A 16,397-nucleotide genomic window follows, 5' to 3' on the forward strand; every position below is an offset into this window, starting at 1 on the left:
GGTCAACAGGCGTGCCAGCAAGAACAGCAACTGACAGCTCGCGGCAACTGACCGTGGGCGAGGTGGCCAGACGCAGCGGGGTGGCGGTGTCCACCCTGCACTTCTACGAGTCCAAGGGCTTGATCGCCAGCACCCGCACCGGCGGCAACCAGCGGCGCTACCCCGCCTTGGTGCTGCGTACCATCGCCATCATCAAGGTGGCGCAGCGCACGGGGATTCCCCTTGAAGAAATCAAGCGCGCCCTCGGCCGGTACCCCCCTAACAGCAAACTCACGGCCGCCCAGTGGGGCGAAATGTCCTCGGCCTGGCGAGAAGACCTGAACGCCCGCATTCGCACCCTGCAAGCGCTGCGCGACAGCCTGGACAACTGCATTGGCTGCGGCTGCCTGTCGCTTGAAGACTGCCCGCTGCGCAACCCCGAGGATGTGTTGGGCAAGGACGGTGCGGGGGCCAGGATCCTGGAAGGCAAAAGTGTGTAAGCGAGAGGCTGCTTACCAGAACGTTCCGCGCAACGTGAGCATGTGGTTGCGCTTTTCTGCGTACCAGTTGCCGGACGCCGAGGAGCCCAACGTGGCGTAGTAGGTCTTGTCGAAAATGTTGTTGGCGTTGTAAGCCAGCGTCCAGTGATCGTCGATCTGGTATTCGACCAACGCGTTCCACACGGCATAACCGCCCTGGCGATAATCGAATGGCTCCGAGCGCAGCACCTTGCCCGCGCCATCGATCACGCTGGCACTGCCGCTGACCAGGTTGGCGCTCTGTAAGGTTACGCCACCACCGACCTTGAAGCCGTGCAGTTGGCCAGGCAGTTGGTAAGTGCTCCAGAGTTTGAATTGGTGCTTGGGCGTGATGCTGCTGAAGGCCGTATTGTCCTGGCGGTTGCGGTTGTGGTTATAGGTATAGCCGGCCAGCAGGTTCCAGTCCGGCAAGACCTCCCCCGCCAACTCCATGTCCACACCCTTGCTGACCACTTCGCCCTGGGCCAGGTAGCAGCAGTTGCCGCCGAACAGGACGTTGGTCAGTTCGTAGTTCGGGTCGACCACAGCTTCGTTGTCCCGCTGGGTGTAGTACAACGCCACGGAGGCGTTCAGCGCCCCGTTGAACAACTCGCCCTTGAGGCCTGTCTCGTACGTCTTGCCTTTCATCGCTTCGATCGAGCTGCCTGGCAACGGACCTTGCAGCTTGTTCTGCTGTGGCTTGTAGATTTCCGAGTAGCTGACATAAGCCGACCAATCATCGCTCAGGTCGTAGACCAGGCCGCCATAAGGCACCAGTTTGGTGGGTTCGCGGGTAGAAATATCGGATTCCACCGACCACACACCCTCGTCACGTGCCCGGTACAGCTGTTCGAAGGTGTAGCGCTGTGCACGTGCACCCACGATCAAGTGCAGCGGTTCGGCCAGATGCAGGCGCAAGGTCGAGTACAGGCCGTACTGCGTCTGGGTGTTGGGGTTGTAGTCACGGTAGAAGTCCTTGTTGGTCGGCGGCATCACCCATGGCGTGGCGCCTGGGTTGAACACGTCGATGGGGCCACCGGAGCCGGCTGACTGCAGGGTGCCTTCCCACTGGCTGGTGATCTTCTGGTAATCGACGCCCATGAGGAATTCATGTTGCCGGTCGAAGGCCCGAAATTTGCCGGCAACGTTGACGTCCCAAAGCTTCTGGTCACTGCGGTACTGGTTGACGTTGCCTGTCCAGGCGGGGCCCACCAGGGTCACCGGGTTGACCGCGCCGAAGTTGAATGCGCTCTTGCCAAACCCGGAATCCAAGGTCTGGGTGTAGGTGATGTTGGCTTTCCAGTCATCGTTGAAATCGTGGTCGAGCTTGGCGAACACTTCCTGGGAGCGGCCGTCCAGGTACGCCCAGTTCTGCGTCAGGCTGCTATTGCGAGAGAGCCCCAGGTCGGTGCCGCTGCTATAGCGCGGCAGCCCGGTGCCGGAACCGGTTTCGTGGATGCGCTCGGAGCGACCACCCAGGGTCAGGCGGGTGTCAGGCAGGATATCGGCCTCGAGAATGCCATAGATGATCGGCTTTTCGGTCGCACGGTCGTCGAGCATGTACTGACGGTCGGTGTAAGCGGCGACCAATCGGCCGCGCAGCTTGCCATCGAAGCCGAGCGGGCCGGTCACGTCGAACTGAGTGCGGTAGTTGTCCCAGCTGCCGGCCGACATGTCGACCTTGAGCTGGTAGGTGTCCAGCGGGCGCTTGCGCACCAGGTTGATCATGCCGCCCGGGTCGCCGGTCCCCCCGAACAGCGCAGACGAACCGCGCAGCACTTCAACGTGGTCGAACTCGACCATGTCGTAGCTCTTGTTCGAATAGAAACTCCCCGAGGTGGTCCCCAAGGCCATGGGCGCGGCACCGTCGATCTGGATGTTCTCGATCTTGAAGCCGCGCGAGTAGAAGTCCGATAGGCGGAAGTTGTTGTTCTTGACGGTGATGCCGGGTGTGACCTTCATGGCATCGGCCAGGTCAGTCATGCGGTGCTCTTCGATGATCTGGCTGGTCACCACCGACACCGACTGCGGCGTCTGACGCAAACTGGTGGGGGACTTCGAGCCGATACTGACCCGCTCGGTGGTGTACGAGCCGGTGTTCTCGGTCATCATGCCCATGCCCTGCCCCTGTATCACGGTGCTGCTCAGCTCCAGCGCCGAACCCGCATCGGGTGCCAGCGATTGCAGCGACCAGTTGCCATCCGAGGCCTGCACAGCCTTCAGCCCCGTCCCCTCCAGCAACAGGTACAGTGCCATTTCAACCGGCAACTGGCCCTTCACCGGGTGGGCCTGCTTGCCTGCCACCCACTGTGGCTCGTACGGCAAGCTGATGCCGGACTGTTCGGCAAAGCGGTTGAGCGCTTCGTCCAAAGGCGCCGCAGGCAAGTCGTAGCGCAGGGTGGGTTGGGTGGCTAGCACAGGCTGGCAAAGGCTCAGGCCAGAACCGATGAGCATGGCTTGGGTGAGCAGTGCTGGGCGAAAACGTGACAACAGATCCATCGAGGGGAGGCTCCTGAAAAAGTGCAGGTCTTTTTCTACTTGTCGAAGGCGCCGACAAAACCCCGTAATCGGACAGCACACTTTTTTCAGGCCGGTACGATGCGCACCCACAGTGACGTGCGCCAGATCAGGCGCACGGGGAGCGTGTGGCTGAGTGTGCGCAAGGCGTTTTCGCTGTCGTCAAGCTGGAACACCCCAGAAACCTTCAGCCCCGCCACCGCAGGGTCGCACCCGACCCAGCCCGTGCGCTGGCGGGCCAGCCGCTCGGCCAACTCGTGCAAGGGCATGGAGTGAGTGATGAGCAACCCGCGCGTCCAAGCCGACCCGTCGAACGTGGGTTGTTCGACCCGACGTGAATCGGCCGCATCGACCAGAAACTGCTCGCCTGCCATGGCACGCAATGCAGGCCGACCCGGCGCGAGGATGGCAACTGCCCCCTCATCGACCGTCAAGCGCGTGCGGCCGTTTTCCTGACACAGGTCGAAGGCCGTACCCAGTGCCTGGAACCGGGCCTGGTCCGTGTCCACACACAGCGCGCGTTGCAGAGGGTCGTGGCCGGCTTTCACGTAGACCTGGCCTTCGCGCAGTTGGATCAGGCGCTCGACCTGGTTGACGCGCACATCGACAGCACTCCTGCCATTGAGCTGCAGTTGAGTGCCATCGGCCAGTTGGACGCGACGACGCTCGCCGGTGGCCGTGCTGTAGTCGGCAAGGCTGACACGCCAGGGCGACTGCTGCACGGCACTACCGGCCATGCCCAGGCCAAGCAAGCCAAGCGCGAGGGTTTTCAATGCTGCGCGTCGGCCTGGGTCGCCCAACGTGCGGATGGCCACGCCCGAGGGCAGTTCGCGGGCCTGGGCAAAGCAGGTTTGCGCCTCCTGCAGGGCCTGCCAGGTGGCCTCGTGCTGCGGGTCGGCTTGACGCCAGGCCAGGCACGCGGCGCACAACGCCGGCGCATGCTGGGATGATTCGAGCTTTACCTGCCAGTCGATCGCCTGGTCGAGCACCGGGTTGGTCATGGCGCGTGCATGATCTGGTAGCAATGCCGTATGGCCTTGGCCATGTATTTCTCGACGCTGCTCAGGCTGACGCCAAGGCGAATGGCGATGTCCTGGTAGCTCATGCCTTCCAGTCGCGACAGCAGGAACGCCATGCGCGCTTTGGACGGCAGCCCATCAAGCAGGGCATCGATCTGCATCAACGTCTGCAGCAACATCAATTGCCGCTCGGCAGAAGGCGCCTCGGGTTCGGGCAGGTGCGCCAGTGCTTGCAGATACGCGGCTTCCAGCTTGTGACGACGAAAGCGGTCGATCAGCAGCCCTCGCGCCACGCTGCTCAACCAGGCTCTCGGCTGGCGCAGCGCAACAATCTGCTGCGGGCGTAGCAAGGCCTGCAGGAAAGTGTCCTGCGCGACATCGCACGCCTGATCGCCGTAGTGCTGGCGGCGTTGCAGCCAGCTCAGCAGCCAGGCGTGATGGTCGCGATACAGGGCATCGACCCCCTCGCGTGAAGGCGGTGCTGAAGCGGGCGGTGGTGACATTGTGAGCCTCGGTTCCAGGTCGAAACAGGTGCAGTTGCAAATGGTTCGCAATACTACGAGGTTTTGCCGCATCAGGTCACCCTGCAAATGACAGGATCAACGCGATGACACTTCGCTTGCGTATGACACAAAGTGTCATTAAGATCGCCGTGTGTCCTGAAACCAAACCACGGCAATCAGGAAGTCATCGCCCTCATCGTGCAGGTAACCCTCATGACCACCACCATGCAGACCCCCAAGGACCAGCTTGTCAAACGTGCCCAGCAGCAAATGCTGACTGCGTTGGCCGACAACGCCTACACCCCGCGCCAGAAGCTCGCACTGACCTGCCGGATTCTGTTCGACGGCGGCCACGATTCGGGCCTGGCCGGGCAGATCACCGCACGCGCACCGGAACCTGGCACCTATTACACACAACAGCTTGGCCTGGGCTTCGACGAGATCTCGGCCTCCAACCTGCTGGTCGTGGACGAAGACCTGGCAGTGCTGCAAGGCCACGGCATGGCCAACCCCGCCAACCGTTTCCACAGCTGGCTGTACCGGGCACGCCCCGACGTGAACTGCATCATCCACACCCACCCGCTGCACAGCGCGGCCCTGTCGATGCTTGAAGTGCCGCTGGCGATCTCGCACATGGACCTCTGCCCGCTGTTCGACGATTGCGCCTTCCTCAAGGAATGGCCAGGCGTGCCAGTGGGCAATGAAGAAGGTGAGATCATTGCCAGGGCCATCGGTGACAAGCGGGCGATCCTGCTTTCCCACCATGGCCTGCTGATCGCCGGGCGCTCGATCGAAGAGGCCTGCGTGCTCGCCCTGCTGTTCGAGCGCGCCGCCAGGATGCAACTGCTGGCCATGGGCGCCGGTGAAATCCGCCCAATCCCCGAAGCACTTGGCAAAGAAGCCCATGACTGGATTTCCACGCCAAAACGCCATGGTGCAGCGTTCAGCTACTACGCGCGCCGTGCCTTGCGTGCCCATGGCGACTGCCTGGGCTGATTGAAGCTGTATCCCTTCCTGAACAACGGCAAAGGTGCCTGGTCATGTCTACACCTGTAATTCGCGGCGTCATCGGCTACACCATCACCCCCTTCGCAGCAGACGGCTCGGTCGATCTGAACGCCCTGGGCACATCCATCGACAGCCTGATCCAGGCCGGCGTGCACGCCATCGCCCCCCTGGGCAGCACGGGCGAAGGTGCTTACCTGTCCGAGGGTGAATGGGAATCTGTGGTGCGCTACAGCCTGGAGAAGATCGCAGGCCGGGTGCCCAGCGTGGTCAGCGTTTCCGACCTGACCACCGCGCGTACCGTGCAGCGTGCCCGCCTGGCCCAGGCGTGCGGGGCCACGGCGGTGATGGTGCTGCCCATTTCCTACTGGAAGCTGACCGAGGCCGAGGTGGTTGACCACTACAAGGCGGTCGGCGCCGCGATCGACATTCCGATCATGCTTTACAACAACCCGGGCACCAGCGGCACCGACCTCTCGGTGGAGCTGATCCTGCGTATTCTGGGCGAAGTCGCCAATGTCACCATGGTCAAGGAAAGCACCGGTGACATTCAGCGCATGCACCGCCTGTACACCGCGACCGAGGGCAAGGTGGCGTTCTACAACGGCTGCAACCCGCTCACCCTCGAAGCGCTGATTGCCGGCGCCACGGGCTGGTGCACTGCGGCGCCAAACCTGATCCCGGCATTGAACCTGGCCTTGTGGGACGCCGTGCAAAACGGCGAGCTGGCAGAAGCCCGCGCACTGTTCTACCGCCAGTACGAGTTGCTGGCGTACATCACCCAGCGCGGCCTGCCCACCACCATCAAGGCCGGGCTGAACATGCTTGGCCTGGACGTGGGGGCGCCGCGCCTGCCCTTGCAGCCGCTGGACCCACAAGGCAGTGCCTACCTGAAAGGGTTGCTGGGTTTGGCCTAAAAATTGACGCAATACCTGTGGGAGCAGGCAGGCCTGCTCCCACACCGTTAGCGCCTTACAGCCGACCTTGTTCACTACACAGACTTTCATCAATCACATAAGCACGGAGGCCATTTGTGACAACGCCTGCTCAAAACCCATCAGCCTCGCTTGGGCTTACAGACATCCTGCACCCTGCCATCGCCGGGCTGGTTTCAGTCATCGTCAACTACGGCGGCACGTTCATCCTGGTGTTCCAGGCGGCCAAAGTCGCCGGGCTAAGCCCGGAACTGACGTCGTCATGGGTCTGGGCTGTGTCGATCGGGGTAGGCATTACCGGGCTTGCCTTGTCCTGGTACAGCCGCGAACCGCTGATAACAGCCTGGTCCACTCCGGCAGCCGCGTTTCTGGTCACTGCACTGGCCAGCGTTCCCTACGCCGAAGCCATTGGCGCATACCTGCTGTCCGCTGCTGGGTTCGTGGTGCTCGGCCTGACCGGATACTTTGAAAGGCTGGTCCGGATCATCCCAGGCGGGGTCGCGGCAGGGTTGCTGGCCGGCATTCTCTTGCAATTTGGCATTGGCGCGTTTGCCGGCTTGTCGGTTGACCCCATGCTGGCCGGGTTGCTTATCGCGGCTTATGTGGTGTTCAAACGCTTTACTGCCCGCTACGCGGTCGTAGGCATCCTCGCACTGGGCCTGGCGTATCTGCTGATCCAGGGGCAGGCAGGCCTTTCACAGCTCACGCTGGAGATCGCCACACCGGTGTTCACTGCCCCGGCCTTTACCCTCAACGCGGCCCTCAGCGTAGCGCTGCCGTTGTTCCTGATCACCCTGACGGGGCAATACATGCCCGGCATGCTGGTGCTGCGCAACGACGGTTTCAAGACCAGCGCCAACCCGATCGTCGCAGTCACCGGCCTGGGCTCCTTGCTCATGGCACCCTTTGGCTCGCATGCGTTCAACCTCGCGGCCATCACCGCTGCCATCTGCACAGGCAAGGAAGCGCATGAAGACCCGGCCAAGCGCTGGATCGCGGGCATCGCCGCTGGCATCTGCTACATCCTGGTGGGGGTGTTCGGCGTAACGCTTGCCAGTGTGTTCATGGCACTCCCTGCAACGTTCATCACCACCCTGGCTGGCCTTGCCCTGTTGGGCACCATCGGCGCCAGCCTGGCCAGTGCGGTGGCCGATGCCAGCACACGCGAGGCCGCACTGATCACCTTTCTGGCAGCCGCCGCCAATATCACCCTGCTCGGCATTGGCGGGGCCTTTTGGGGGTTGGTCATTGGCCTGTTGGCCTACGCGGTATTGAACGGGCGCACGCCCACGCTCAGCCGTAAAAAGCCGTGATCAACCCTGCGGATTTGCATGCACCACCCGCCCCACCTCGCCTGGCCGATTGACGAACAGCACGTCCAGCGTGCTGTTGCGCAACCCCTTCACTGGGTTCCAGTGCGCCGCCGTGTGAATGTACTTGTCGCGCAGCAGGCGCTGTTCGTCCTCGGTCAGGCCAGCGTCGGGGCGGGTACCCAAGGCAAAGCCATGCAACTTGCGGCTGATGTCCAGCAACTCATCCGGCACGCGATGGGCCTCATCGCTGCCCAATGCGGCAAATGGCACGTCGGCGCGCAGGGCCAGCTCGCGCATGATGCTGAGGTAAACCCGGGACAGATGCCCCGCGACCTGCCGCTCGCGATACAACGCCGCATACACCTGCTTTTGCGCCTCGGCCGGCTTGCCGCCGGCAATCGGCTGCTCCCAGGTCAGTACCCGCGGCCGCGGTTCACCCAGCTCGCCAAACGCCGATGCCAGGACGGCACTGACAGCCGAGTAGGCACGGGTGCGCTCGACATGGATACGCACAGGCACCTGCTGCGATTGCGGCTTGCACAGCAGCACTTGTTCCTGCATGTACGGCAGGTAGCCCCCGCCAATGTTCGAGTGCACGCCAGGCACGACAATGTCACCGTCGCTGCACACCAAGGGGAAGTTGTGCCGGCGCTCGTCACCGGCCACCAACTGCACCACCTGCCGCGCAATGCCCTCCCCCAGGCCCAGGCGCAAGCCACCATGGCGATCGTCGGCGGGGTCGAAGTCACCCTGCAGGGGCGCAACAATGGCTGCCACGGTATCGAACAGGCCGATGAAATTAAGGGTGATGCCACACGCGCTGCCCAACAGGCTGCCATCGCCATCATTCAAGACATTGGCCAGGTGCCTGGCGGCTGCGGCGCCACGACTGAAACCAAACAGGTCGAACTCGATGCGTTCGAGCCGCGATTGCGGATGCGCCGCGCACCAATCACGCAACAGCTCGCCGATCGCCCTCAAGGCCTCGGCCACCCGCGCCTCGACCCCGCTGCGCCCGCGCCCGGTAGCCGCCGCAAAGCTGGAGTCCGGCTGGCCCAGCGTGGTGCCGACGCCCTCGACATACAACTTGAGAAAAGCCACTGTGCCCGCCGCAGGGCACCCGCTTGCCGGGTAAAGCGCATGCAACAGGGCCACGTTGCTGCGGGCATTGCCATAGCTGGCACCGGCCAGATGCCCCGGCGCTTGGCCCCAGGCCATGGCGTTGCCCTGGTTGTTACCGGTGCCATCGAAGAACACGCCGACACGCAAGGTCATTGGCGCGGTTTTAGCTGAGGTACGGCTGCTGTCTTCCATCATCCTGCATCCTGCTTGCCCAAAGAGCACCAGCAGGCGTCAGTACCTAGCAACAAGCCATCAGCCGACTCCGAACCCTGCGCAGGACTTCTCGCTATCGCCACACCCGACGCGCTGGATAAATTTGCCAGCCGCCATTGGTCGCCACCCCCCCGGATAGATTAAAGTATCACCCCTTGCCGAGGCGGCTGCTCCCAGCCCGCCTGCGCCCCAATACCAGGAACCGTCGCCGATGGAACACCGTGAAGCGCTTATCGCGCTGCGCACCTTTCTTTCCTCCCAGATCCTAGGCCAGGAGAAGCTGGTCGAGCGGCTGTTGATCGTGCTTCTGGCCGACGGCCACATGCTGGTCGAGGGCGCCCCGGGCCTGGCCAAGACCAAAGCCATCAAGGAGCTCGCCGAAGGCGTCGAGGCAGAGTTTCATCGTATCCAGTTCACCCCCGACCTGCTCCCGGCCGACATTACCGGCACCGAGATCTACCGCCCGGAAACCGGCAGCTTCGTGTTCCAGCAGGGGCCGATCTTCCACAACCTGGTGCTGGCCGACGAAATCAACCGCGCCCCGGCCAAGGTCCAGTCGGCGCTGCTTGAAGCCATGGCCGAGCGCCAGGTCAGCGTGGGCCGTAGTACCTACGACCTGTCACCGCTGTTTCTGGTCATGGCCACCCAGAACCCCATCGAGCAGGAGGGTACCTACCCGCTGCCCGAAGCCCAGCTCGACCGCTTCCTGATGCACGTAAAAATTGGCTTCCCCGACGCTGCGGTGGAGCGGCGCATCCTGCTGCAGGCACGCGGCGAGGCGCTGGGCGGCGAGACCAAGCCCGAACGCCGGGTCAGCCAGCAGGCGATCTTCGCCGCGCGCAAGGAAATCCTTGGCCTGTACATGGCCGACGCCGTCGAGGAGTACCTGGTGCAGTTGGTGATGGCCACACGCACCCCGGCCAAGTTCGACACCGAACTGGCCGACTGGATCGCCTACGGCGCCAGCCCGCGCGGCTCGATTTCGCTGGACCGCTGCGCACGTGCCCACGCCTGGCTGGCCGGGCGCGACTTCGTCAGCCCCGAGGACATCCAGGCGGTGCTGTTCGACGTGCTGCGCCACCGCATCATCCTGTCGTTCGAGGCCGAGGCTGCGGGGATCGACCAGGACCGGGTGGTCCAGCGCATCCTCGACGTCGTCGCCGTTGCCTGAGCCCATGCCCACCACACAGCTGGCCGAACCCGGCATCCGTATCGGCCTTGCCGAGCTGATCGACATGCGCCACCGCGTGCGCGAAATCCAGCTGTTTTCCCGGCCCGGCCAGCGCAGCCCGCTGGTGGGCCTGCACCATTCCAAACTGCGCGGACGCGGTGTGGACTTCGACCAGGTGCGCGTGTACCAGGCAGGCGACGATGTGCGCAACATCGACTGGCGGGTCACCGCACGCACCCAGGAGCCGCACACCAAGCTGTTTCACGAGGAGCGTGAGCGGCCAATCTTCATTCTCGTCGAGCAGAGCCAACGGCTGTTCTTCGGCTCGGGGCTGATGTTCAAGTCGGTGCTGGCGGCCCAGGCCGCGGCGCTGTTCGGCTGGGCCGCGCTGGGCCACAACGACCGCATTGGCGGGCTGGTGTTCGGCGACAACGAACACCACGAAATCAAGCCACGGCGCAGCAAGCAGAGCCTGCTGCAGCTGCTCAACCGCTTGGCCAAGGTCAACCAGTCGCTGCACACCGAAGCCATGCCCCAGCCCGACAGCCTTGGCCTGGCCCTGCGCCGCGCGCGTGAAGTGCTGCGCCCTGGCAGCCTGGCCATCGTCATCTGCGACGAGCGTGCGCTGACCGATCAGGTCGAGCAACACCTGGCCATGCTGTCGCGCCACTGCGACCTGCTGCTGCTGCCGGTCAGCGACCCGCTCGACCACGCCCTGCCCGCTGCCGGCCTGCTGCGCTTTGCCCAGCGCAGCGCGCAACTGGAGCTCGACACCCTCGACGCCAGCCTGCGCCAGGCTTACCGCCAGCAGGCCGAGGCGCGTATCGAGCGTTGGGAGCTGATGGCGCAAAAGCTGCGCGTGGTGCTGATGCCGCTGAGTACACAAAGCGAAATGATCGAGCAACTGCGCGAGTACCTGAATGCTCAACGTCCGGGGAGCAGTAAATGAACCCGCTGGACCAGTTGAACCCGCTGATTGCTCCGCAGGCAGTCGGGCTGTGGCCACCGGCGCCGGGTTGGTGGGTGTTGCTGGCGCTGCTGCCGCTGCTTGCCTGGGGCCTGTGGCGCATACGCCGTTGGCGCCCGGGCAAACGCCGCATCGTGCGCGCCGAGCAACCGCTCGACCCGGTACGCGTGGCGGCCCTGGCCGAACTCGCCCGCCTGCCACGCCCCTATGACGGCGCCCCCGCCGGTGCCTGGCTGCAGCAGATCAACGCCCTGCTCAAACGCCTGTGCCGCAGCCATTACCCCGGTGCCAACAGCCATACCCTCAACGGTCGCCAATGGTTGGCATTTCTCGACAACCGCTGCCCGGCCGCCGGCCTGACCCGCTGGATGGTGCTGGTCGAAGGCGCCTACAAGCCTGAGTGCAAGCTCGACGACAAAGCCATCGTCGGGCTCAGCCAGGCCGTCGAAACCTGGATCCGCAAGCATGTTTGAACTGGCCTGGCCGTGGATGTTCGCCCTGTTGCCGCTGCCCTGGCTGGCGCGCCTGGTGCTGCCCGCCGCCGACAGTGGTGAGCCGGTGCTCAAGGTGGGTTTCCTGAATGAACTGGAGGGCCTTGCCGGGCGCCGGGCGCGGCTGAACCTGCCGACCTGGCGCCAGCAAGCGCCTTTCGTCGTCATCTGGCTGCTGCTGCTGCTGGCAGCCGCTCGCCCGCAATGGCTCGGCGACCCTGTACCAGTGGCGGCCAGCGGTCGCGACCTGCTGGTGGCGGTGGACGTGTCCGGCTCCATGGACTTCCCCGACATGCAGTGGAAGAACGACGAAATCAGCCGCCTCGACCTGGTCAAAGCGCTGCTTGGCGACTTTCTCCAGGACCGGGAAGGCGACCGGGTTGGCCTGATCCTGTTTGGCAGCCAGGCCTATTTGCAGGCGCCGCTGACCTTCGACCGGCGTACCGTACGCACCTTCCTCGACGAAGCGCAGATCGGCATCGCCGGCAAGAACACCGCCATCGGCGATGCCATCGGCCTTGCGGTCAAACGCCTGCGCGAGCGTCCGGCACAGAGCCGGGTCCTGGTGCTGATCACCGACGGTGCCAACAACGGCGGGCAGATCCACCCGCTGACCGCCGCCCGCCTGGCCGCCCAGGAAGGCGTGCGCATCTATGCCATCGGCATCGGTGCCAACCCCGAGGCCAGCGGCACCCCCGGCCTGCTGGGGCTCAACCCAAGCCTTGACCTGGACGAAGCCTCGCTCAAGGAAATCGCCGAGATAACCCACGGCGCCTACTTCCGCGCCCACGACGGCGCCGAGCTGGTCGCCATCGGCGACGCCCTCGACCAGTTGGAACCGGTGGCCCAGCAACCGACCCAGGCGCGCACCGCCAAGGCGCTGTATGCCTGGCCACTGGCCCTGGCGCTGTTGCTCAGTGTGCTGCTGGTGGTGGCCGTGCAATGGCCAGACAACCGGCTGCAGCGCTTGCTGCGCAAACCGCGTTTTCTGCAGCCGCACCCGGAATGGCGCCAGCGCCTCAAACGCCTGCGCCTGAGGAAACGGCGATGATCGAACTCTGGCCACAATGGTTGCGCCCCCTCTGGCTGCTGGTCGTGCCGCTGCTCGGCTGGCTGCTGTTCAAGCTTTGGCACCGGCGCAAACGCGCCGGACGCTGGCAGATGATCCTGCCACCGGCCTTCCATGCCGTGCTGCTCGGGGGCGGCAGCGGCAGCACCAGCAAGCTGCCCTGGGTAGCACTGGGCCTGGCCTGGGCGCTGGTGGTACTGGCCCTGCTGGGGCCGAGCTGGCAACGCGTGGAGGAAAGCCAGCAGCGCCCGGCCGACCCACTGGTCATCCTGCTCGAACTGACCCCACAGATGCTCGCCGAGGACAGCCCCCCCAACCGCCTGGAACAGGCCCGGCGCAAGGTCCTCGACCTGCTCGAACACCGCCGCGACAGCCAGACCGCGTTGATCGTCTACGCAGGCTCCGCCCACACCCTGGTGCCGCTGTCCGATGACCTGGGCACCACGCGCAATCTGCTGGAGGCGATCGACCCCTCGATCATGCCCAAACCTGGCCAGCGCGCCGACCTGGCGGTGCAAAAAGGCCTGGCCTTGCTGGCCCAGAGCGGCCTGGGCCAAGGCCGCCTGCTGCTGATCGGCTCATCGCTCACCGCGCCAGAGCGCCAGGGCATTGTCCAAGCCCTTGGCCGCCAGGGCCCGAGCCTGCTGATGCTGGGCATCGGCAGCCGTGACGGCGCCCCGGTGCGACAGGCCAATGGCGAATTCCTCAAGGATGAGCAGGGCGGCATCCTGCTGCCACGCCTGGACAGCGCCAGCCTCAAGGCATTTGTCAGCAGCACCGGCGGGCGCTACCGCAATGCCCGGATCGACGACCTCGACCTGCGGGGCCTGGGCCTGTTCGACAGCCCGCGTGCCTCGCGCAGTGACGGCCAGACCTTGCAACTGGACAGCTGGGCCGACCAGGGCTACTGGTTGCTGATTCCGCTGTTGCTGCTGGCGGCCTGCGCCGGCCGTCGCGGCTGGCTGTTCTGCCTGCCGCTGTTGCTGGCCCTGCCGCAGCCAAGCCAGGCCTTCGAGTTCAACGACCTATGGCTGCGCCCCGACCAGCAAGGCCAGCGCCTGCTCGAACAAAACCGCCCGGCCAGTGCCGCGCGCCATTTCCACGACCCGCAATGGCGCGGCATGGCGCTGTACCAGGCCGGTGATTACGCCGGTGCCGCCCAGGCCTTCTCCCAAGGCAACACGGCGGCAGCGCACTACAATCGAGGCAATGCCCTGGCCCGCAGTGGTGAACTGGAAGCCGCCCTGGACGCCTACGAACAAGCCCTGGAGCGTCAACCCGACCTAAAACCGGCACTGGACAACCAGGCACTGGTCCAGCAACTGCTGCAGCAGCGCGAAGCCAAGGCCCAAGAGCAACCCGCCAGCAGCGAAGCCCAAGGCACGCCCGGCAGCGAGACCGAAGGCAACAGCAGTTCGGCCAGCAGCCCGGCCCAGGGCACGCCCGGCAGTGACGAACACGCCAGCGCCGAAGCACCCGGCGAAGGCAGCAACAACAGCCAGGCCACACCAGGCAATCAGGGGGGCGCCGACGACAACGTCATCCAGCCCCCCCAGCGCCCGGTGTCGACCAGCCTTGACGCCGAACAGCGTCAAGCCCTTGAACAGTGGCTGCGCGAGATCCCCGATAACCCGGCGGAACTGCTGCGGCGCAAATTCTGGTATGAACAGCAATTGCATCAGGACAATCCACGATGAGTCGCTTCGGCGTCTTTTTCCTCGGTTTCTTATGGGCCTTGATGGCCCAGGCCGAACCGATGCTGCAAGCCAGCGTCGACCGTACCCGCCTGGAGGCTGGCGAAAGCCTGGAGCTGACCCTTGAAAGCCAGGACGTGACCCAGTTCGGCAAGCCCGACCTGCGTGCCCTGGAAGGCGACTTCGAGGTGCGAGGCACACGCCAGCTGAACAGCCTGCACACCCTCGACGGCGAGACCCGCGCCAGCACCCGCTGGATCATCACCCTGCTGCCACGGCGCAGCGGCAGCCTGCGCATCCCGGAACTGCAGCTGGGCCAGTCACGTAGCCAGGCCATCGACCTGCAAGTACTGCAGGCCGATGCCAGCCGCCAGGACAGCGCCTCCCAGGTGTTCATCGAGGCGACCCTGGACAGCAACGAGGTCTACGTCCAGGCCCAGGCTGTACTGACCCTGCGCATCTACCATTCGGTGGCGCTGTATGACGACAGTAGCCTCAGCCCGCTGCAGCTGGAAAACGCCAAGGTCGAGCCACTGGGCGAGTCGCGCACCTACGAGAAGGACATCAACGGCGTACGCCACGGGGTGATCGAGACCCGCTACGCCGTCTATCCGCAGCAGAGCGGCAGCCTTGAGGTTCCTCCACTGACCTTTAGCGCCACCGCCGCCGCCAGTGTCGACAACGACCAGCCGCCCTCCGCCGCCCCCCGTGCCGGCCGCCAGGTCCAGGTCAGCTCGCTGCCGCTGCGCCTGTCCGTGCGCCCGATTCCGGCGGCCTGGCCGGCCGGGGCGCCATGGTTGCCTGCGCGCAGCCTGTCCCTCGAAGAACACTGGAACCCCGACCCAGGCAGCCAGCAGACGCAGATCGGCGATTCCCTCACCCGCAACATCACCCTGCGCGCAGACGGTTTGTCCAGCACCCAGCTGCCACCGCTGCCGGCTACCGAAATCACCGGCCTGCGCCGCTACCCCGACCAGCCGCTGCTGCGCAACGAAATCAACGACCGCGGCATGACCGCCAACCGCGAAGAGCGCGAAGCCCTGGTGCCGACCCACAGTGGCGAGTTGGCCTTGCCAGCGCTGGAAGTGTCCTGGTGGAACACCCGCGAAGATCACCTGGAGCACACCAGCCTGCCGGCGCGGACCCTGGACGTGCAGGACAACCCGGCCCTGAGCGCCGACACCCCGGTAGGCGACAGCCGATCTGCCAACGCCCTGCTATGGCCCTGGCAGCTGGCCACGCTGGTGCTGGCCCTGACCACGCTGCTCGGCTTCGCCTTGTGGTGGCGAGCACGTTCGCAACCGGCAGTGCTGCGCGCAGCGCAACAGGGCCCCAGCCCACGCACCCTGCTGGACGACCTCAAGCGCGCCTGCCAGGCCAACGACCCCCAGGCCACGCGCCAGGCGCTCGACGCCTGGGCCCGCCAGCAACCGCAGACCCTGGCGGAGATGGCGGCGCGCTTCGTGCCGTTATCCGATGCGCTGGATGGGTTGAACGGGGCGTTGTATAGCGAGAGTGGGCAGTATTGGCAGGGTGAGGATCTGTGGCGGGCAATCGGGACGATTCCGCCGGCCGAGCAGGTGCTACTGCCTTCGGGGGAAACGGGGAGCTTGCCGCCGTTGTATCCGAAATAAGGATTGGGGATAGGGTTTGGAGGTGCTGGCGCGGCATTTTCTGCGCCTATCAGATCGAGCGCCGCCCGCGCGGCGCATCGCGACGCAAGGCCGCTCCCACATTTGTTTCGGGCCAGTGAGGCCTGTGAAATCTGCGCGCGATCGCCTTGTTTGTCCGTCTCGATATCAAGGTGGGCACCGAGGGGCCGCGCGCCCATGTCACAGAAGTAATTGGCCCGAAACAAATGTGGGAGCGGCCTTGCGTCGC

The 16,397-nt window shown here is 64.9% G+C and carries 14 protein-coding genes; 10 read left to right on the top strand and 4 right to left on the bottom strand.

Annotation, left to right across the window (positions count from 1 at the left end):
* The first annotated feature begins 11 nt into the window (after positions 1-11).
* Positions 12-479, top strand: a complete 468-nt coding sequence (gene soxR, locus OGV19_RS15975) for a redox-sensitive transcriptional activator SoxR (protein ID WP_264309644.1) — start codon at positions 12-14, stop codon at positions 477-479.
* 12 nt (positions 480-491) lie between these two features.
* On the opposite strand, the gene OGV19_RS15980 is transcribed toward soxR, so the two are convergent.
* The 3 genes from OGV19_RS15980 to OGV19_RS15990 all read right to left on the bottom strand — a co-directional run bounded on the left by OGV19_RS15980 (position 492) and on the right by OGV19_RS15990 (position 4,536).
* Positions 492-2,996 carry a TonB-dependent siderophore receptor gene (locus OGV19_RS15980; protein ID WP_264309645.1) on the bottom strand — a complete coding sequence of 835 codons (2,505 nt, stop codon included), beginning with the start codon at positions 2,994-2,996 and terminating at the stop codon, positions 492-494.
* 86 nt (positions 2,997-3,082) lie between these two features.
* Entirely contained in the window at positions 3,083-4,015 is a 933-nt protein-coding gene (locus tag OGV19_RS15985; protein ID WP_264309646.1) for a FecR family protein, read from the bottom strand.
* Complete coding sequence (locus OGV19_RS15990; RefSeq protein WP_264309647.1) at positions 4,012-4,536, bottom strand: sigma-70 family RNA polymerase sigma factor; 525 nt, start codon at positions 4,534-4,536, stop codon at positions 4,012-4,014. The genes OGV19_RS15985 and OGV19_RS15990 overlap by 4 nt, the downstream gene beginning before the upstream one ends.
* 213 nt (positions 4,537-4,749) lie before the next feature.
* Here OGV19_RS15990 and OGV19_RS15995 point away from each other — a divergent pair, with 213 nt between their 5' ends.
* The 3 genes from OGV19_RS15995 (at position 4,750) to OGV19_RS16005 (ending at position 7,789) form a co-directional block, all read left to right on the top strand.
* The gene (locus OGV19_RS15995) at positions 4,750-5,532 is read left to right on the top strand and encodes an aldolase (protein ID WP_264309648.1); all 783 of its coding nucleotides are present in this window, start codon (positions 4,750-4,752) and stop codon (positions 5,530-5,532) included.
* A gap of 44 nt (positions 5,533-5,576) precedes the next feature.
* Positions 5,577-6,458 (top strand): dihydrodipicolinate synthase family protein, encoded by an 882-nt coding sequence (locus OGV19_RS16000; protein WP_264309649.1) that lies wholly within the window; start codon positions 5,577-5,579, stop codon positions 6,456-6,458.
* A gap of 116 nt (positions 6,459-6,574) precedes the next feature.
* Positions 6,575-7,789, top strand: coding sequence for a benzoate/H(+) symporter BenE family transporter (locus OGV19_RS16005; protein WP_264309650.1), 1,215 nt, complete (start codon positions 6,575-6,577; stop codon positions 7,787-7,789).
* On the opposite strand, the gene OGV19_RS16010 is transcribed toward OGV19_RS16005, so the two are convergent.
* Positions 7,790-9,106, bottom strand: coding sequence for a T6SS phospholipase effector Tle1-like catalytic domain-containing protein (locus OGV19_RS16010; RefSeq protein WP_264309651.1), 1,317 nt, complete (start codon positions 9,104-9,106; stop codon positions 7,790-7,792).
* A 229-nt stretch (positions 9,107-9,335) separates the two neighbouring features.
* On the opposite strand from OGV19_RS16010, the gene OGV19_RS16015 reads away from it, so the two are divergent.
* Genes OGV19_RS16015 through OGV19_RS16040 form a run of 6 tightly spaced genes read left to right on the top strand, consistent with a single transcriptional unit; the run spans position 9,336 to position 16,150 of the window.
* Positions 9,336-10,295: an AAA family ATPase gene (locus OGV19_RS16015; RefSeq protein WP_264309652.1), complete on the top strand. Its 960-nt coding sequence runs from the start codon at positions 9,336-9,338 to the stop codon at positions 10,293-10,295.
* Positions 10,296-10,299: 4 nt separating this feature from the next.
* Positions 10,300-11,244: a DUF58 domain-containing protein gene (locus OGV19_RS16020; protein WP_264309653.1), complete on the top strand. Its 945-nt coding sequence runs from the start codon at positions 10,300-10,302 to the stop codon at positions 11,242-11,244.
* Positions 11,241-11,735, top strand: a complete 495-nt coding sequence (locus OGV19_RS16025; RefSeq protein WP_264309654.1) for a DUF4381 domain-containing protein — start codon at positions 11,241-11,243, stop codon at positions 11,733-11,735. Before OGV19_RS16020 ends, OGV19_RS16025 begins: the two co-directional genes overlap by 4 nt.
* On the top strand, positions 11,728-12,804 hold the full coding sequence (locus tag OGV19_RS16030) for a vWA domain-containing protein (RefSeq protein WP_264309655.1): 1,077 nt from the start codon (positions 11,728-11,730) through the stop codon (positions 12,802-12,804). The genes OGV19_RS16025 and OGV19_RS16030 overlap by 8 nt, the downstream gene beginning before the upstream one ends.
* Complete coding sequence (locus OGV19_RS16035) at positions 12,801-14,519, top strand: vWA domain-containing protein (protein ID WP_264309656.1); 1,719 nt, start codon at positions 12,801-12,803, stop codon at positions 14,517-14,519. The genes OGV19_RS16030 and OGV19_RS16035 overlap by 4 nt, the downstream gene beginning before the upstream one ends.
* The gene (locus OGV19_RS16040) at positions 14,516-16,150 is read left to right on the top strand and encodes a BatD family protein (RefSeq protein WP_264309657.1); all 1,635 of its coding nucleotides are present in this window, start codon (positions 14,516-14,518) and stop codon (positions 16,148-16,150) included. Before OGV19_RS16035 ends, OGV19_RS16040 begins: the two co-directional genes overlap by 4 nt.
* Positions 16,151-16,397: the final 247 nt, after the last annotated feature.

Source organism: Pseudomonas putida (assembly GCF_025905425.1).
Classification (GTDB): domain Bacteria; phylum Pseudomonadota; class Gammaproteobacteria; order Pseudomonadales; family Pseudomonadaceae; genus Aquipseudomonas; species Aquipseudomonas putida_AF.